This is a genomic window from Methylobacterium mesophilicum (assembly GCF_036441335.1).
In the GTDB taxonomy this organism is placed as follows: Bacteria; Pseudomonadota; Alphaproteobacteria; order Rhizobiales; family Beijerinckiaceae; genus Methylobacterium; species Methylobacterium mesophilicum_B.
In genome coordinates, this window is sequence record NZ_MLBW01000033.1 from 39,633 (window position 1) to 55,846 (window position 16,214).

Genomic DNA, 16,214 nt, shown 5'->3' on the forward strand with positions numbered 1-16,214 from the left:
GCGCGGCGTTTCTCGCGAGCCCGATCAGGCGCCGCCGCACATGTGCTGGGAGTCGGGCAATGTCCAGGAATCCAGGGTGCGCAGGTTGGTCGTCGTGTACATCTTGCCGCGATCGTCGCCCTTGGGGCAGCCGGTCGGCAGGAGAACGAGACAGGTCATCACCCGGTCGCCGATCCGCGATCGCGCGACCGCGTCGACATAGGCGTAGGAGATGCCGTAGACGCCGTTCGTCAGATCGACGCTCGTCCCCTCATCGATCCCGTCGCCCTTCGGCTTGACGAGCCTGTCGCTGAACCGCGTCCCGATCCGCGCGATGGTCGTCGCCGCGCAGGTTCCGACGCGCGTCGGGACCTGCGCCTCGGCGGCGGGCGCGAACCCGAGACCGGCGACCACGAGGGCGCCGGCCAGGATCGTTCCGGGGGGAGCCACCTTCAGGCGGCTTCGAGGAGGAAGTTGGCCCGGCGGAACATCAGTTCGCGGCGGTAGAAGTAGACGCCGCGGTTCCGCATCGCCGCATGCGCCGCGTCCGCGTCGAACCCGTACGGCCTGTCGCGGGTGGTATCGATGCAGCCGACATACATCCAGCGCACACCGTCGATGAGCGACGGGATCGGCTGATCCTGCCGGACGGCGCAGAACTGCTCACCGTCCGAGGCCGAGACGAAAATGTAGAATGTCTTCCGCGCGCACATCCGAACCTCCAGGGGACTCGGGGGTGTATCCGCTACGCCACGGTCAAGCTATAAACTGACCGAAATAGAATAGTCAAGCTTCTGCCACATTTTCGTCACGTGTGAGACGGAACGCCCGTGCCGTCCGTCTCACAGACAGCCGACCCGCCGCAGGGCACCGATCAGCTTCCGGCCGACACGATAGCCGTTGAGGGATTCCGATCCGAGGATGCGGACGGTCTCGGCCGTGTCGGTCCGATCGTACAGGAACAGGTGGAAATCCGATCGCCCCCGCTCCGTGGGACCGGTGCTCACCTGGCCGCAGAACGCCACCGCTGGGCCCGCCTCGGCTGGGATCGGCCGGATCTTGCGGAAGCGGACGAGGCCCGCATCCGGGAAGGCCGCGGCGACCCGCGCCCGCATCTCGGCCTCCAGATCGTCGGCACCCTGCCCGTGCGCGAAGGGCGCCGCCAGAAGGCCTGCGAGGAGCGTCGTCAGCACCGCACATCCCCGACCGGCGCCGCGCACGGCGCAGACCTTCAGGACCTCCGATCTCGGCGCGGACGGTCGGCGTGTGGCGGCCATGAGGAGACTTCGCGAAGCGCTCGAGACCGTATTGGATCACGAAGGTCCGCCAAGCGGAAGCGGCAAAACCTGCCGGCGACGCGGCGCGCGCACCCGCCGCGGGAAATTCGGCAGATCTGCCCCAAACCTCAGACATGAGTGTGGCCGGATGACCGGCCAGCGCCGGCATCGCACGGCGGGTTGAAATTCTGCATTCAAAATTCGTTACTTGCCAAGCCTGTCATTCTGCATTGACACCCGATTATGTCCGAGTATTCATGGTAAAAAAACAGGTGTCGCGGGGATCGAAGAAGGGGTGGATCAAGTTGCGCAAGAACCAGGACCTACCCGAGCCGACGATCAGCGACGTGGCTCTGCGCGTCGTGACCGCCTATCTGTCGAACAACGCGCTGCCGCACACCAGCATCCCGCCGCTTCTGATCACCGTGCACGGCGCGCTCTCCGCGCTCGCCGACCGGCCGGCGGTCGTCGAGGCGCCGCCCGAGCAACCGGACGCCGCTCAGATCCGCGGATCGGTCCGCCAGGACAGCATTGTCAGCTTCATCGACGGTCGGTCGTACAAGACGATGAAGCGGCACCTCACCGCGCACGGGCTCACGCCGGAATCGTACCGCGCGCGCTACGGGCTGCCCGACGATTACCCGATGACAGCACCCGGCTACGCCGAGCGCCGGTCGGAGATCGCCAAGTCGATCCGGCTCGGCCGCAAGGCCGCCTGATCGACGCGGAACCAACGGCCGTCCGCTCACCCCGTGAACCGATCGCCCGCACGGACGTAGATCCGTCGGACCGGGCGGCGCGATCGGGGAGAGGTATCCGGCCATGAAAGGTCTGTCGGGCTGTGTCGCCCTCCTTCTTCTCGGCGCGGGACCGTCGTCGGCGCAGACCGTCCTGGCGCCGTCCGGCGACTCGGCCGTGACGCAGCCCGGCGGGACGGCGGGACAGGCCGCGCGACACAACATCCAGGAGGCCTACCGCAACGGCGACGTGGTCGGCCATCGGCCCGCGCCGGTCGCCCCCGCGCCGCGGCCGGACCGGTCACGCCGCACGGATCCGCGATTCTAGGTGTTCACCCAGGTCGGCGCCATCCATCGGCCTTCCGCGCGCGGGCGCGGGCGCGGGCGGCACGGCGTCTCCCTGCCCGCGCGCCGCGACCTGAAATCGTTCTGTCATCCGAGCCGGTCACGGTCCGCGCGCAACGGTCCGCGCGCAGGTCGACCGGAGGTCGCGGTCGCGGCAGGTCGCGCGGGACCGGATCGCTCCGGTGGCCCGGTTCCGGCCACGACGACAGGTGCTCGATGCTTCGGACCGCGATCGCCCTGACCCTTCTGCTGGCCGGCGCCCCGGCCTGGGCGGGACCGCGCTGGCAGGACTTGCCGGCGACCCCCGCGCCGGTCGCCGGCACGATCCCGGGCCGCGCCGCCGTCAACGGCATCCGGCTGTACTACGCCACGATCGGCAGCGGCCCGCCGGTCGTCCTGCTGCACGGAGGCCTGTCGAACTCCGATTACTGGGGCCATCAGGTCGCGCCGCTCGCCGCCCGCCGCACGGTCATCCTCGTCGACAGCCGCGGGCACGGCCGCAGCACCCGGGACGATCGGCCGTTCGGCTACGACCTGATGACCGACGACGTGGTCGGCCTGCTCGACGTGCTGAGGATCCCGCGCGCCGACATCGTCGGATGGAGCGACGGCGCGATCCTCGCTCTCGACATGGCGATGCGTCACCCCGACCGTGTCGGCAAGGTGTTCGCGTTCGGTGCCAACGCCGATCCGTCGGGCCTGATCGAGGGCGTGGAGAAGAACCCGACCTTCGCCGCCTTCATCGACCGGGCCGGCCGGGAGTACGAGGCCCTCTCGCCGACTCCCGGGGACTATGCCGCCTTCGTCGACGCGGTCGGCCGGATGTGGGGCGGGCAGCCGCGCTGGACCGAGGCCGATCTGAAGCGGATCCGCGCGCCGGTCCTCATCGCGGACGGCGACCACGACGAGGGGATCAAGCGCGCGCACACCGAGTACCTCGCCGCCACGATCCCCGGGGCGGGGCTGCTGATCCTGCCCAATGTCAGCCACTTCGCGTTCCTCCAGGATCCGGCGCTCTTCAACGCGGCGCTCCTCGGCTTCCTGGACGGGCCTTGAGGGTCCTGGGCGGCCCCCTGACGCGCGCGACTCACCGGGCCGACAGCCAGCCTTGCTGACCCTAGCCCAGTCGGCCTCTGCGCCTGGACGTACGGATCGCGGACGCGCGGCGCGGGCCGTTTCGGGAACGGCGGCGCGACGAGGACGCCGACCCGACCCGTCAGGCGATCGCGAGATGGAGGAACTGGTTGAAGTCGCTCGGCACGTAGGTCCCGAACGCGGGGCCGCTCACGAAGCCCCGACGCCGATAGAGTTCGAGCGCGGGCGCGAATGCGGGTCCGCATCCGGTCTCGAGGCTGAGGCATCGCGCGCCGCGGGCGGCGGCGGCCGCGATGATGGTGTCGAGGATCGCCGCGCCGGCTCCCAGGCGGAGGAAATCCGGATGCGTCCGCATGGACTTCACCTCCGCGGTGCCGTCCGTCGCCATCCTGAGCGCCCCGACGCTCGCCACCCGCCCGCCGCGGCGCGCCGTCCAGACGGTCACGTCCGGTGCTTGCAGGCCTGACAGGTCGAGAGCGAACACGCTGCCCGGCGGCGAGGATGCGTGCATGCCGGCGAGGTGGAGCGCCAGCAGCGCCCGTGTCTGCGTATCGGACAGGTCGTCCCGCGCGATCTCGAACATCGTGCCCCGGCCATCCGCCCCGACATCCCCCGCGCAGGATGTCCTCCCGATCGACGATCAGCAAGGCGCGGAACGGCGGTGCGGCCCCCACGCCGAGGCTCCCGGCGGAGGGCGGATCGACAGCTCCGCAAGACCCGCGGACCGCCGACCTCCCTGCGACCCGCAACCATGGCGCGCATGGTGCATTTGTGAACGCCGTCACGTTCCCCGGTGGGGAACACGCTGCCGTGGCGGTGCGTCACCGGTTGCGGGCACGCTCCGGCCGGAGAGGATTCACACGCTTGATCGACGCCGGAAGCCAGACCGCGAGTGCCTCCGATGCCGCCGCATCGGTCGCCGGGTCGATCGCGGCCGTCACGCGGCGGCTCGATTCCCTTCCGATGACGCGGCTTCACGCGGCGGCGCTCGCCGTCTGCACGCTGGGCTTGTTCACCGACATCGCCGAGGTCGCCCTGAGCAACGCCCTGGCGGCCATCTTCCTCGCGCCGCCCCACAACCTGCCGCGGGGCAGCCTCTCGCTGCTCCTCGCCTCCGTGTTCGCCGGCGGGGCGGTGGGCGCACCCGTCTTCGGGATGCTGGGGGATCGCCTCGGCCGCAGGCGCGCGCTCCAGGCCTCCCTCGCGCTGATGGCCGCCGGATCGCTGGCGGCCGCCGCGAGCCAGGGGCTCACGGCGCTGACGATCGCCCGGACGGTCTCGGGGTTCGCGATCGGCGGCTTCCCGCCCCTGGTCGCCACCTACCTCGCCGAGGTGACGCCCGCGCGCCGACGCGGCGCGACGCTGCTGGTCTGCGCCGGACTCGGGCTCCTCGGCGGCCTGGCCGCGATCGGCCTGGTCCAGATGATGGCACCGGCCGCGCCGCTCGGGATCGAGCCGTGGCGCTGGGCGCTGATCCTCGGGGGCGCCCTGGCGGCGCTCGTCAAGGATGTCGGCAACGGCTTCGAGCGCGCGGTGCCGGAGATCGCCCGGCGGCTCGTGCCGGTCGAGCCGAGCCTCACCGCGCAGGGCGACGCCTTCCGCGAGGCTCTGGGTGGCGTGACCCTGCGGGCGCCGTCCTTCACCCTGCGCGGCGGCGGAAACGTCGAGCGCGGCGAGAGCGGGGGCGCGAGCCCGACAGGCCTGGGATGAACGGTCTTCCGGCAACTGCCGCCTGGCCGGATCGTGCCGCGACCGCCCTTCGCCTCTCACCCACGCGCCAGATGCGCCGGACGGCCCTGTTTGTCGGCCTCTACACCCTCGCCCCCCTGGCGACGATCGCCTTCCCGCTGCTCAGCGCCGTCGTGATGGTCGAGAAGGGTTTCAAGGTCGATCAATCCCTCGTCTTCGCCGCGCTGTCGATGCTCGGCCCGCCGCTGGGCACCCTGCTGACCGCGCTGGTGATCGACCGGCTGGAGCGGCGCGCCTGCCTGACGGTCCTGGCGGCGGCGATGGCGGCCCTCGGCACGGCCTTCGCCGCGAGCGGCACGTTCCTCACGCTGGTCCTCGTCGGCATCGCCTTCAACACCGCGGCGGCGACCTACGGCAGCATCCTCGCCGTCTACGCGACGGAGCTGCTCCCGACCCCGCTGCGGGCCTCGGCGATGACCTGCGCCTGGGCCGGCGGCCGGGTCGCGGCCGCGCTGGCGCCGATCATCCTCCTGCCGATCCTCTCGGCCTACGGGCCGCACGCGATGTTCGCGGTGATCACGGCCGTCCTGGCGGCGAGCGCGGCCCTGCTCCTCTCCGGACCGCCCGGCCTCGCCGGGCAGGCCGTTGCCTAGGGCGCGCCGGAGGCGGCGCGGGCTCACAACCCGCGTAGCCGGTCCGCCCGGCGTCGGTTGCCAATCCGGCAAGATTCACACGATAGAGTTGCGCGAGCGGTGCCGAGGAGCCACCGGGCACGACGGGGGCCTCACACGTGTCTAGCCCGGTGCTCGTCCCGAGCCTCGTCGAGACGACCAGTCACGTCGACCCCAAGCAGGCCTTCGAGTTCTGGCGCTGCACGGCCCTGGCGGCGTTCGGCGATATCGACCGGCAGCATCCGCGGGAGCGGTTCTCGGCCAAGCGCCTGACCGTGGCCTCGGCCGGCTGGTCGCTGACCCACACGGTGAGCAGCCCGGTGGAGGTGGAGTTCCGGTCCCGCCACGTCGACCGGAACGCCCGCGGGATGGTGGTGATCGGCCTCGCGCTCGACGGGATCGGCTACCAGGAGCAGAATGGCCGCGGGGCCCAGCTGACTCCTGGCGACATCGGCTTCCTGTCGCGGAACCGACCCTTCGTGGCCGGCACCCAGAGCGCCTACGACGAGGTCCGCCTCGCCGTGCCGCGCGAGATGTTCGAGGCCTTCGTCGGCGACGCCGACGCCTTCGCGGGCCGCAGCCTCACCCCGCACCCGTCCGGGGCGGAGGTCCGGGCCCGGCTGCGCGGCGTGGCCGACTCGATCGCCTGGATGTCCGCGGACGAGGCGCAGGCGGCGATCGAGGGCGTGCTCCATCTCCTCGGCCACCTCGTCGACGGCGCGGCCCAGCGCGCCGATCCGGAGACGGTCTCGCAGGCGGCCGTCGTCTCGCTCGCCCGCGCCCACATCGCGCGGCGGATGCACGATCCCGACCTGAATCCGCAGGACATCCAGCGCGCGCTGGGCCTGTCCCGGACCAGCCTGTACCGCGCCTTCGCGGAGACCGGCGGCATCGCGGCGGCGATCCGCGACGCGCGCCTCGACCTCGCGCGCCGGCGCCTCGAGGGTCCTCGCCACGAGAAGATGCGGATCGCCTCGATCGCCTACGCGTGCGGGTTCACCGACGTGCCGACCTTCAACCGCGGCTTCCGCAAGCGCTTCGGCCTGGCGCCGGGCGACGTCCGGCCCGCCCTCCCCTAGGCGCGGCGCGTCAGCCCGCGGCGGCGAGATCCGCCCGGCCCCGGACCTCGGCGGCGAAATCGAACACCGCGTCCGCGTGGGCGATCGTGGCCGGCCGATGGGCGACGATCACCCGCGTCATCCGCAGGTCCCGCAGGGCCTGGGCGATCACCGCCTCGGTGGCCTCGTCGAGGTGACTCGTGGCCTCGTCGAGGAACAGGATCTCGGGCCGCCGGTAGAGGGCGCGCGCCAGCACGATGCGCTGCTTCTGGCCGCCCGACAGGGTCGAGCCCATGTCGCCGACGAGGCTCTCGAAGCCCATCGGCATGCGGCGGATGTCGTCCAGGATCGCCGCCCGGGCGGCGCACTCGGCGATCCAGCCCGCGTCCGGATGCTCGTCGAAGGCCGCGATGTTCTCGGCGATCGAGCCGGCGAACAGGCCGTCGCTCTGCATCACGCCGGCGATCCGGCGCCGGTAGGATCCGGCCGCGGTGCGGATGTCCTGGCCGTCGGCGGTGACGATCCCCTCGCTCGGCGGCGTCAGCCCCATCATCACCTTCATCAGAGAGGTCTTGCCGCATCCCGAGGGGCCAATGATCGCGAAGCAGGCGCCGGCCCGGACCGACAGCGAGACCCCGCGGAAGATCCAGGGCTCGTCGGCCCCGTAGCGCAGCGCCAGCCCCGCGCCGACGAGCGTTCCGGCCTTCAGGGCGACGACCGGGGGCGCCCCCGCTTGCGCCCCGGCGGCGAGATCCTGCTCCTCGGGCTCGCACAGCACGATGTCGGCGAGCCGGTCGGTCTGCACGTCGAGCATGCGCAGCTTGAACCACGCGTCGATCAGGCTGCCGATCCGGGTGGCGAACTGGTCGCGATAGGCCAGGAACGCCACCAGCATGCCGAGCGACAGGGACCCGCCGATGACCGCGCGGGCGCCGAGCACCAGCAGGATCAGCCGGTCGAGGCCGAACAGGAACTCGTTCGCGCGGCCGAACACGAGGTCGAGGCGCTGCAGCCGCAGCCGGGCGTTCAGGGCCGTGACGAAGTGGTTCATCCAGGCGCCGCCGCGCCGCTCGCGCAGGTCGAGGAGCTTGACGCTCGCCATGCCGCGGACCGTCTCGATGAAGTGCGTCTGCTGTCGGGCCTCGGCCACGAGGGCCTCCTCGCTGCCCTCCCGGTAGGCGCCGTATGCGAAGACCCGCAGGACCGCGTTGAGCGCCGTCGAGGCCAGGACCACGGCGACCAGCCAGCCGCCGTAGACCGTCAGCATCGCCAGCATGCCGACCGCCATGAGCCCGTCGAGCATGGCCTGGACGAGATCGGTCGTCAGGCCCTTCTGGATGGTGGCGAGGGAGCCGAACCGCGAGATCACGTCGCCGACATGGCGCTTCTCGAAGTAGTCGAGGGGCAGCCGCGACAGGTGGTCGAACAGGCCGGCCGACCACTGGTAGTTCAGCCGGGTCCCGGCCAGCATGATCGCCCAGGTGCGGGCGATGCTGAGGCCGAGCTGGACCAGCAGCAGCAGCGCGAGGCCGATCGCCACCACGAGGAGCAGGTCGTGGTCGGCGTTCACGATCACCTCGTCGATGACGACCTGCGAGGCGATGGGCATCAGGAGGGCGACGAGCTCGATCCCGAGGGAGAGGGCCAGGACCTGGGCCAGGGCGGCGCGGATGCCGGCCATGTTGCGGAACAGGTCGCGCAGCCGCAGGCCCGGGGCGGCCCGCTCCCGCCTGAAACCGGGATTGGGCACCGCCTCCAGGGCGACGCCGGTGAATTCCCGCGAGGCCTCCGCCAGGCTGACCCGGCGCCGGCCGCGGCCCGGATCGTTGATGACGAGGACGCCGCGTTCGACCCGGGTCAGAACCACGAAGTGGTTGAGGCCCCAGTGCAGGATGCAGGGGAGCCGGAGCCGGGGCAGGTCCGTGAGCTCGACCCGCAGGGCGCGGGCGGTCAGGCCCTGCGCGCCGCAGAGGTCGATCAGGTTGCGCAGGGTCATGCCCTTGAGGGACAGGGGATGGCGCCGCCGCAGCGTCGCGAGGTCGATCTGGCGACCGTGATAGGCGAGGACCATGGCGAGGCAGGCCATGCCGCACTCGGCGGCCTCGGCCTGGAGGACGACCGGCACCCGGCGGCGGAGCCCGAAATCCAGCCGGGCGGCGAGGGACGGCGCCGTCACGGGGCGGCCTTCCGGACCGGCAGGGCGTCGAGGCCGCCGCGCGTGACGAGGGCGAGGCTCTCCCGGACATGCGTCACGGGATCGAGCAGCCAGCGGTAGAGCGACCGCTTCTCCAGCGCGATATCCGCCTCGACGCGCATGCCCACTTCGAGGCCGCGCCGCTCGCCGTAGGCCAGCACGGTGTCGGAATCCGGCCGGACCACGATGCGGTAGAGGTCGGTTCGTTCCCCCCTGGCGGCGGCGCGCCGCGCGAAATCGGGCGCGTCGTCGCTGCCGAGCGGCGCCCGCGTGACCTCGGTGACGACGCCGCGGTGCAGGCCGAAGCGCTGGAAGGGGAAGGCGGCGTAGCGCAGCATCACCGGCGCCCCGGCCTCGGCGAAGCCGATGGCCGACGAATCGACGAACAGGTTGGCCTGGAGGCGCCCGGCGCTCGGCAGCAGGGTCAGGAGCGTCGCCCCGGCCGCCACGGTCTGGCCGACCTGCGCGCGGATCGATGTCAGGGTCCCGGCCTCCGGCGCCCGGACCTCGATGGCGCGGCGCGCCTCGCTCTCGGCCTTCTGCTGCGCCAGCTGGGCGGCGGTCCGGTCGAGGTCGGCGAGGTCGCGGGCCAGCCGGTCGTCGTAGGCGGCGAGCTGGGACTTGGTGTCGGCGAGCCTGCCGTCGATCTGGAGGCGGCTCTGCTGGAACTGGGCGAGCTGCGCGCTCGCCTGCATGTAGAGGTAGTTCTGGCTCTGGAAGTCGGCGGCGCGGGCGTAGCCGCGCGCGACGGCGTCGGCGAGTTCCTCGACACGCGCCCGGAGCGGCGGAACCAGCTTGTCCTGCAGGTCGATCTGCTTGGCGAGCTGGGCCGACTGCTCGCTCAGATTCACCACCTGCTCGCGCAGCGCCTGCCGCTCCGTGCCGGCGAGATCGGCCCGGGCGGTCCGCTGCCGCTCCACGCTCTGGCGCTGCCGCTCCAGCTCGGCGATCACGCGCTCCTGCGTGGGACCGCTCGCCGACACGGCGTCGAGGTCGATCGTGTACAGAAGCTGCCCGCGGGCGACCTTGTCACCCTCGCGGACACCCGTCGAGCCGACGCGTCCCGCCACCGGACTGGCAAGGCTGATCAACCCGATATCGGGCGCGAGCAGGCCGACGGCGTGGATGCGGCGCGTGTAGGTCCCCTGCCAGGCATAGAGACCGGCCGCCGCCACCATGATCACGCAGACCAGGGCCACGATGCGGACCGGCAGAGGCTGGATGATCTGCGCCTCGCCCAGCCACGCGTTGCGTCGCGCCTCGATAACTTCAAGTCGAAAAAGCGGACTCGGCACCCGGAGAAAGCAACCTTCCTGAAGAAAACGGACGTATTCGCGAACAACGGGCTCAGCGATCGCCGCCCTACTCGGTCGCATCGCTGGAGTTACGTGTCAACACTTGCTGAGGCGGCGAATTTTGAATACTTTTGTATGCGTCAGAACGCCGCAACTTTGACGTAAAATCGAGTAAAAACAGCAAATTAGCGCGAATTTCATCGCTCCCTGTTTTGCGCTGCGAAATCAGGTCATTTTTTGCGATGTTCGATGCTGCGCTGCGAAGACCGCGTCGGGAGGGCCGTGCCGGAACCCGCCGCTCCGCAGCGCGTGAGCCGGCCGGCCGCGCGACGCATGGAGTACAGGTCGCGGAAGGCAAGCCCGGTCAGTTTTTGCGCATCGGCCGATTTCGATCGCCCGCAAACGGTATCGGCCTCTCATGGCCGATTGACACGAAGCACATCTCTGTAATCCTAAAGGCAGGCACCGACGTCCACGGCGCCTCGACGCTACGATCAGGCAATAGATCGAAGCAAAATAACCTTCTTCGTGAATCTCAATCTGGAGAACGATCATGCAGGACAGCATCGATACCGTCCGCGAGCTGAGCGCTGCCGAGCTGGACCAGGTCGGCGGCGGCCTCGGGATCGGCCTCACCGTCGGCATCGGGGTCGACGCGAGTCAGGAGCTCGGTGCGGTCTCGGGGGTCGTGGGCCAGGTCGGCGGTCTGGTGAGTGGCCTGGTGGGCAGCGTGCTCGGCGCGGTCGGCGGTGTCGTCGGCGGCGTGACCGGCTCCCTGCGCTGACGGTCTGAGACCGGGAGGGCGGCCGCGGGGCCGCCCTCCTCCGTCGCGGGGCGTGACCGCGACGACACCGGGATCACGGGCCCGCATGGACAGAACAGCCAAGAGTTCAGGCGAGAGTTCGGCCGAGACGGTCGCGTACGCCACCAGTGGCAGCACCGGCCATCTCTCCGGCCGTCCCGAGCTGACCTGCTACGCGCCGAGCGACCGCGGCCTCCCGGAGGTCACCTTCGTCGATTTCCGCTTCCCCACCGGCGGGTGGAGCACGCACGCGGTCACCGGCCTCGAGGTCGCCGCCAGCACGCAGCCGGCGGGGGCGCACCACGCGGTCGACTACGAGGTCGCGGCGCGGCTGAGCGAGCGCGAGGGCCTGCTGGTCCGGCGCCCGGGCCTGAACGGCACGACCCGGTGGGCGGGCCCGTATGCCGGCCGCGTCCTCTCCTTCTCGGTCGCCGCCGTCGAGCGGCTCGCCGAGGCGCCGATCGGCAAGATCGCCTTCGCGGCGGACGGGCGCGATCTCCGCGCCTGCCGCAGCACCTGGCACATCCTCGACGCGCTGGCTTGCGCGCACCGGGACGACCCGTCGCCCGACGCGCTGCTGATCGAGAGCCTCCACCTGGCGATCCTGCGCTCGGTCCTGCCCTCGGTCGTGGCCGCGCGCGCGCCGGGCCGGTCGGCGACGCCCGACCTCTCGGCGTCGCAGGCCGGACGGGCCTGCGCGTATATCCGGGAGCACCTGGACCGGGAGATCACCGTCTCTGCCCTGGCCGGCATCGTCGGACTGAGCGAGGGCTACTTCATCCGGGCCTTCCGCCAGACCATCGGGGTCACGCCCTACCAGTACATCATGCGCGAGCGCGTCGGCCGGGCCGAGGCCCTGATCCGCTCCGGCGCGGGGTCGATGGCGGAGGTCGCCGCGCGATCGGGCTTCACGAGCGCCGGCGCCATGAGCCGCACGTTCCGGAAGCTCGTCGGGCGCTCGCCGACCGGGCGCACGGCCGGCCGGCGCGCCTGAGGCCCTACCCGGCGGCCCGCGCCGCCCCCCCACGGAACAGGGCCTCCATCTCGCGCCGGACGCGGATCGCCTCCTGGCCGGCGTCGAAGGCGACGTCGCTCCAGCGCACGGTCCGGCCCGCGGGCACGTCGTTCCTGAGGACCATGTTGTGGGCGAGGCCGATCGGCAGGGCGTCCTGCGCCAGCGAGTCCGCCGCCGGCATGAGCTTGCCGTACACGGTGAACCCGCCCTCGCCGTCGAGCCGCTCCCCGGCCCGCAGCGCGCGCTTGGCCGTGGCGGCGACGTCGCCGCGCCAGTCGCCCGTCGCCCCCGTGGCCTCGCCGCGGACCGCGATGGAGGCGACCGAGATGCCGAGTTCGAGGCCGATCAGGTGATAGGGCTTGTAGGTCGCGGCGAACCGGCCGCTCGCATCGGTCTTGAGGCCGTACTGCGCGAAGCAGTCGCGCACGTAGGCGCTCGGCGCCTCGAACACCGCGTAGACGCCCCAGCGCAGGTCCCGGAAGACCGGCCGCCCGTCCCGCTCCACCGACGAGACCACCTCGACGGTGCCGCGCTCGGTGAGGAGGCCGCCATCCGCCGCGGGCTTCAGGACGCTCGGCAGGTCGTCGACGCCGCAGGGCGGGAAGGCGAGGCCGTCGCGCGGCGGGGTGAGCCCGCAGGCATTGGCCACGGCGGCCATCTCCAGCGCCGACTTGGTGCCGTCGAGGAAGGAGTTGAACATCTGCGGGTTGAAGTCGTCGCCGGCGACCTGGCTCTCGCTGAAGCCGTAATGGCCCCAGACCGTGTCGGGCGTGGAAGCGTGGTAGGCCGGGAGGTACTTGGTGCCCTTGCCGGCGCAGATCACCTCCAGCCCGATGGTGCGGGCCCAGTCGACCAGCTCGGCGATGAGCGCCGGCTGGTCGCCCGAGGCCATGGAGTAGATCACCCCGGCCTCCGCCGCCCGGCGCGCCAGCAGCGGCCCGGCCAGCACGTCGGCCTCGACGTTGACCATGACGATGTGCTTGCCGTGCGCGAAGGCCTTCAGCGCGTGGCGGATGCCGGCGGCCGGGCTGCCGGTGGCGTCGATGACGATGTCCACGAACGGGCTCGCGATCATCGCGTCGGCATCCTCGGTCACGAGGGTCGTGCCGCCGCGCGCGGCCTCCTCCAGCCCCCGCGCGGCGAACCGGGAATCGTCCCAGCCGACCCGGCGCAGCGATTCGCGCGCCCGATCGGGCGACAGATCGGCCACCGCGACGAGGTGGATGCCGGGCGTGCGCGGCGCCTGCGACAGGTACATCGAGCCGAACTTGCCGGCGCCGATCAGGCCGACCCGGACGGGCCGGCCCGCGTCGGCGCGCCGCTGCAGCTTGACGGAAAGGGACATGGGGCGTTCTCTCCCTGGGTGGCGCGCGGTCGGGATCGGGCCCCGCCGCGCTCGCCGCGTCGTTGGGCGGGGACCTAGCGCGGTTCCCGATGCCGATGAGGCCTGCAGCATGAAAAGGCGGCGGGTCTGTTCGGGCGACGCCCCGCCCCTCTCCCGTGCGGGAGCGGGGCGGGGCGAGGGATCGGGTCTCTCCGCCTCGGGCCGCCTCGGGCCGCCTCAGGCCACCACGGCCCGGCTCTCCGCCTCAACGTCGAGGAGCCAGCGCCGGAAGGCTTGGATCTTCTCCAGGGCCCCGTCGCGGTCGCGGTAGCAGATGAAGTGGAGGTCGCGGGTCAGGCTCGCGGTCCGATCGCCGCCGAGGCGCACCAGCTGCCCGGCGGCCAGCTCGTCCCGGGCGAACCGCAGGGTCTCCAGCGCCACGCCGAGCCCCTGGACGGCCGCCGAGATCACCAGCGAGCCCCGGTCGAAGGCCGCGCCCGCCGCCCCGCCCGGGACCGGCAGGCCGTTATGGGCGAACCAGTCCGGCCAGCGGACGGGGCTGAACGACGAGTCGAGCCGCGCGAACGGCCCGATCGTTCCGGCCGCGTCCGGCTGCGCGGCCCGGGCGACCTCCGGCGTGCACAGGGCTGCGATCTCCTCCGGGCCGAGGGACTCGACGGTCAGGCCGGGCCCGCCCGGCGGCCGGCCGTAGGCGATCAGGATGTCGATCGCCTCGTCCCGCCCGAGATCCACCGGGTCGGCGCTGGTGGAGAGGCGGATGGCGATGCCGGGATGCGCCTCCACGAAGGCGGGGAGCCGCGGCCCGAGCCACTTCGCCGCGAAGCTCGGCGTGCAGTGCACGGCCAGCGACGTGGGCGACGGCGGGCCGAGATCGGCGCAGACAGCCTCGATATCGTCGAAGGCGCTCGAGAGCCCCGCCAGCAGGCGCTGGCCGTCGGCGGTGAGGAGCGCCTGGCGGTTCGCCCTGCGGAACAGGGCGCGCCCGAACCAGCGCTCCAGCGCCCGGATCTGGTGGCTGACCGCCGAGGGCGTGAGGTGGAGCTCCGCGCTGGCGCGGGCGAAGCTGCCCAGGCGCGCGGCCGCCTCGAAGGCCCGCAGGGCGGAGAAGCTCGGGATCCGGCGCATGCGCAATCCGTGAATTGATTTCATGGAAAGCGTGAAAAATCGTCGTTTGTCAACGCGCGGATCCGGCAGGATAGTGCCGGCCGCGGTACGACGGGCGGCCCGGTCCGTACCCCGAGGAGAGGACACGCCATGCTCGACGATCACGCCCACGACGCGGCCGTCGCCCTCGACCTGCCGAACGACGATGCCGGCCGCAGGCGGACCTCGATCTACCAGCCCGAGCAGGCCGGCCTGATCTTCCCGGAGATCCCGGACTTCGCCAGCCACGCCGAGGCGCGGGACTACCGCAAGAAGCACCTCGTGGCCGCCTGCCGCGCCTTCGCGATGCACGGCTTCGACTACGGCTTCGCCGGCCACCTGACGATCCGCGACCCGGAGCGTCCGGAGCTGTACTGGACCAACCCGATGTGCGTGCACTTCTCGCAGGTGCGGATGTCGAACCTGATCCTGGCCGACCACACGGGCCGGGTGGTCGAGGGGCGCCACGCCATCAACCGCGCGGGCTTCGTCCTCCACGCCGCCGTGCACGAGGCGTATCCGGAGGTCATGGCGATGTGCCACGCGCACACGACCTACGGCACCGCGTGGTGCGCCACCGGCCGGCCGCTGGACATGATCAGTCAGGACGCAGCGGCCTTCTACAACAGCCACGCGGTGATCGGCGCCTCGGCGGGCGCCGTGGCGGTGGAGAAGGAGAGCGGCCTGTCGGTCGCCCAGCAGATCGGCCGCAACCGCGGCGTGCTGCACCAGAACCACGGCCTGCTGACGTGCTCGCAGCACAGCATCGACGACGCCGCCTTCTGGTTCATCGCCCTGGAACGGGCCTGCCAGCAGCAGCTCCTGGTCGAGGCCTCCGGCATCAAGCCGCAGCTCCTCTCGGAGAAGACCGCCCGCTACAGCCGCGAGCACGTCGGCAGCGACTATATCGGCTGGCTACACTTCCAGACGCTGTACAACCAGATCGCCGAGACCCAGCCCGACATGTTCGCCTGAGACCAGGGTCGCCCGGCCGCTACGGGCCGGAGCGGTCCGCCGGCCCCCGCCGCCCCTCGTAGCGGGCGCGCGGCCGGATCAGCGTCTCCTGGCGGCCCTGCTCCATGGCGTGCGCGGCCCAGCCGAGGCTCCGGCCGAGCAGGAAGATCGTGAACGGCGCGCTTCGCGGCAGGCTCGCCGTCCGGACGAGCGCCGTCAGCGCGAAGTCGATGTTCGGCCGCGCCCCCGTCGCCTCCTCGGCGCAGTCCCGGACGGCGTCCAGCAGGGTGTCGGCGGGCAGGACCGCGCCCAGGGCCGCGGCGCGGACGTCGCCGTCCGGGTAGAGCGGGTGGCCGAAGCCCGGCAGCGCGCCGCTCCGATCCAGGCAGGCGCGCACGGCCGCCCTCGGGCCCGTCNGACGTCGGCGGCCCGGTACTGGCTGTGGCGCCCGTCCGGCGCCCGCCGCGCCTCGATCAGCCCGCGGCTGACATAAGCGTAGAGCGTCTGGGCCCGGATCCCGAGGGTGTCGAGGGCTTCGGCGCGGTCCAGCCAGTCCGTCATGTTGATCGGATGTATCAAGATTGATCGATCCGTCGATGGCCGGCAGCCTGCGCG

At 71.9% G+C, this 16,214-nt stretch carries 17 protein-coding genes; 8 read left to right on the forward strand and 9 right to left on the reverse strand.

Annotated elements, in window-relative coordinates; translation table 11 throughout:
- Window positions 1-24: 24 nt before the first annotated feature.
- The 3 genes from MMR14E_RS19955 to MMR14E_RS19965 form a co-directional block, all read right to left on the reverse strand.
- A complete protein-coding gene (locus tag MMR14E_RS19955; RefSeq protein ID WP_331316688.1) occupies window positions 25-429 on the reverse strand; it encodes a hypothetical protein in 405 nt (134 codons plus the stop codon).
- A gap of 2 nt (window positions 430-431) precedes the next feature.
- Window positions 432-692: a hypothetical protein gene (locus tag MMR14E_RS19960; RefSeq protein WP_331316690.1), complete on the reverse strand. Its 261-nt coding sequence runs from the start codon at window positions 690-692 to the stop codon at window positions 432-434.
- A 129-nt stretch (window positions 693-821) separates the two neighbouring features.
- Window positions 822-1,172 carry a hypothetical protein gene (locus MMR14E_RS19965; RefSeq protein WP_331316692.1) on the reverse strand — a complete coding sequence of 117 codons (351 nt, stop codon included), beginning with the start codon at window positions 1,170-1,172 and terminating at the stop codon, window positions 822-824.
- Between the two features lie 389 nt (window positions 1,173-1,561).
- Here MMR14E_RS19965 and MMR14E_RS19970 point away from each other — a divergent pair, with 389 nt between their 5' ends.
- Window positions 1,562-1,975, forward strand: coding sequence for a MucR family transcriptional regulator (locus MMR14E_RS19970; protein WP_331316866.1), 414 nt, complete (start codon window positions 1,562-1,564; stop codon window positions 1,973-1,975).
- A gap of 579 nt (window positions 1,976-2,554) precedes the next feature.
- The gene (locus tag MMR14E_RS19975; protein WP_331316694.1) at window positions 2,555-3,394 is read left to right on the forward strand and encodes an alpha/beta hydrolase; all 840 of its coding nucleotides are present in this window, start codon (window positions 2,555-2,557) and stop codon (window positions 3,392-3,394) included.
- A 160-nt stretch (window positions 3,395-3,554) separates the two neighbouring features.
- On the opposite strand, the gene MMR14E_RS19980 is transcribed toward MMR14E_RS19975, so the two are convergent.
- On the reverse strand, window positions 3,555-4,016 hold the full coding sequence (locus tag MMR14E_RS19980) for a GNAT family N-acetyltransferase (protein WP_331316696.1): 462 nt from the start codon (window positions 4,014-4,016) through the stop codon (window positions 3,555-3,557).
- Between the two features lie 380 nt (window positions 4,017-4,396).
- On the opposite strand from MMR14E_RS19980, the gene MMR14E_RS19985 reads away from it, so the two are divergent.
- From MMR14E_RS19985 to MMR14E_RS19995, 3 genes are all read left to right on the forward strand, one after another.
- Window positions 4,397-5,143, forward strand: a complete 747-nt coding sequence (locus MMR14E_RS19985; RefSeq protein WP_331316697.1) for an MFS transporter — start codon at window positions 4,397-4,399, stop codon at window positions 5,141-5,143.
- A gap of 71 nt (window positions 5,144-5,214) precedes the next feature.
- Complete coding sequence (locus tag MMR14E_RS19990; RefSeq protein WP_331316699.1) at window positions 5,215-5,775, forward strand: MFS transporter; 561 nt, start codon at window positions 5,215-5,217, stop codon at window positions 5,773-5,775.
- A gap of 137 nt (window positions 5,776-5,912) precedes the next feature.
- Complete coding sequence (locus tag MMR14E_RS19995; protein ID WP_331316701.1) at window positions 5,913-6,872, forward strand: helix-turn-helix domain-containing protein; 960 nt, start codon at window positions 5,913-5,915, stop codon at window positions 6,870-6,872.
- 10 nt (window positions 6,873-6,882) lie between these two features.
- Here the strand turns inward: MMR14E_RS19995 and MMR14E_RS20000 are convergent, their stop codons facing one another.
- A complete protein-coding gene (locus tag MMR14E_RS20000; RefSeq protein WP_331316703.1) occupies window positions 6,883-9,027 on the reverse strand; it encodes a peptidase domain-containing ABC transporter in 2,145 nt (714 codons plus the stop codon).
- Window positions 9,024-10,340: an HlyD family secretion protein gene (locus MMR14E_RS20005; protein ID WP_331316704.1), complete on the reverse strand. Its 1,317-nt coding sequence runs from the start codon at window positions 10,338-10,340 to the stop codon at window positions 9,024-9,026. Before MMR14E_RS20005 ends, MMR14E_RS20000 begins: the two co-directional genes overlap by 4 nt.
- Window positions 10,341-10,893: 553 nt before the next feature.
- On the opposite strand from MMR14E_RS20005, the gene MMR14E_RS20010 reads away from it, so the two are divergent.
- Both MMR14E_RS20010 and MMR14E_RS20015 read left to right on the forward strand, forming a co-directional pair.
- Entirely contained in the window at window positions 10,894-11,124 is a 231-nt protein-coding gene (locus tag MMR14E_RS20010) for a hypothetical protein (protein WP_331316708.1), read from the forward strand.
- Window positions 11,125-11,209: 85 nt separating this feature from the next.
- Window positions 11,210-12,136 (forward strand): AraC family transcriptional regulator, encoded by a 927-nt coding sequence (locus tag MMR14E_RS20015; protein WP_331316710.1) that lies wholly within the window; start codon window positions 11,210-11,212, stop codon window positions 12,134-12,136.
- A 4-nt stretch (window positions 12,137-12,140) separates the two neighbouring features.
- On the opposite strand, the gene MMR14E_RS20020 is transcribed toward MMR14E_RS20015, so the two are convergent.
- A complete protein-coding gene (locus MMR14E_RS20020) occupies window positions 12,141-13,502 on the reverse strand; it encodes an NAD(P)H-dependent oxidoreductase (protein WP_331316712.1) in 1,362 nt (453 codons plus the stop codon).
- A 216-nt stretch (window positions 13,503-13,718) separates the two neighbouring features.
- Window positions 13,719-14,627 carry a LysR substrate-binding domain-containing protein gene (locus MMR14E_RS20025; RefSeq protein WP_331316714.1) on the reverse strand — a complete coding sequence of 303 codons (909 nt, stop codon included), beginning with the start codon at window positions 14,625-14,627 and terminating at the stop codon, window positions 13,719-13,721.
- A 129-nt stretch (window positions 14,628-14,756) separates the two neighbouring features.
- On the opposite strand from MMR14E_RS20025, the gene MMR14E_RS20030 reads away from it, so the two are divergent.
- Window positions 14,757-15,620 carry a class II aldolase/adducin family protein gene (locus tag MMR14E_RS20030; protein WP_331316715.1) on the forward strand — a complete coding sequence of 288 codons (864 nt, stop codon included), beginning with the start codon at window positions 14,757-14,759 and terminating at the stop codon, window positions 15,618-15,620.
- Window positions 15,621-15,639: 19 nt separating this feature from the next.
- Here MMR14E_RS20030 and MMR14E_RS20035 read toward each other — a convergent pair whose 3' ends face one another.
- Window positions 15,640-15,996: a citrate/2-methylcitrate synthase gene (locus MMR14E_RS20035; RefSeq protein ID WP_331316716.1), complete on the reverse strand. Its 357-nt coding sequence runs from the start codon at window positions 15,994-15,996 to the stop codon at window positions 15,640-15,642.
- Between the last annotated feature and the right edge of the window lie 218 nt (window positions 15,997-16,214).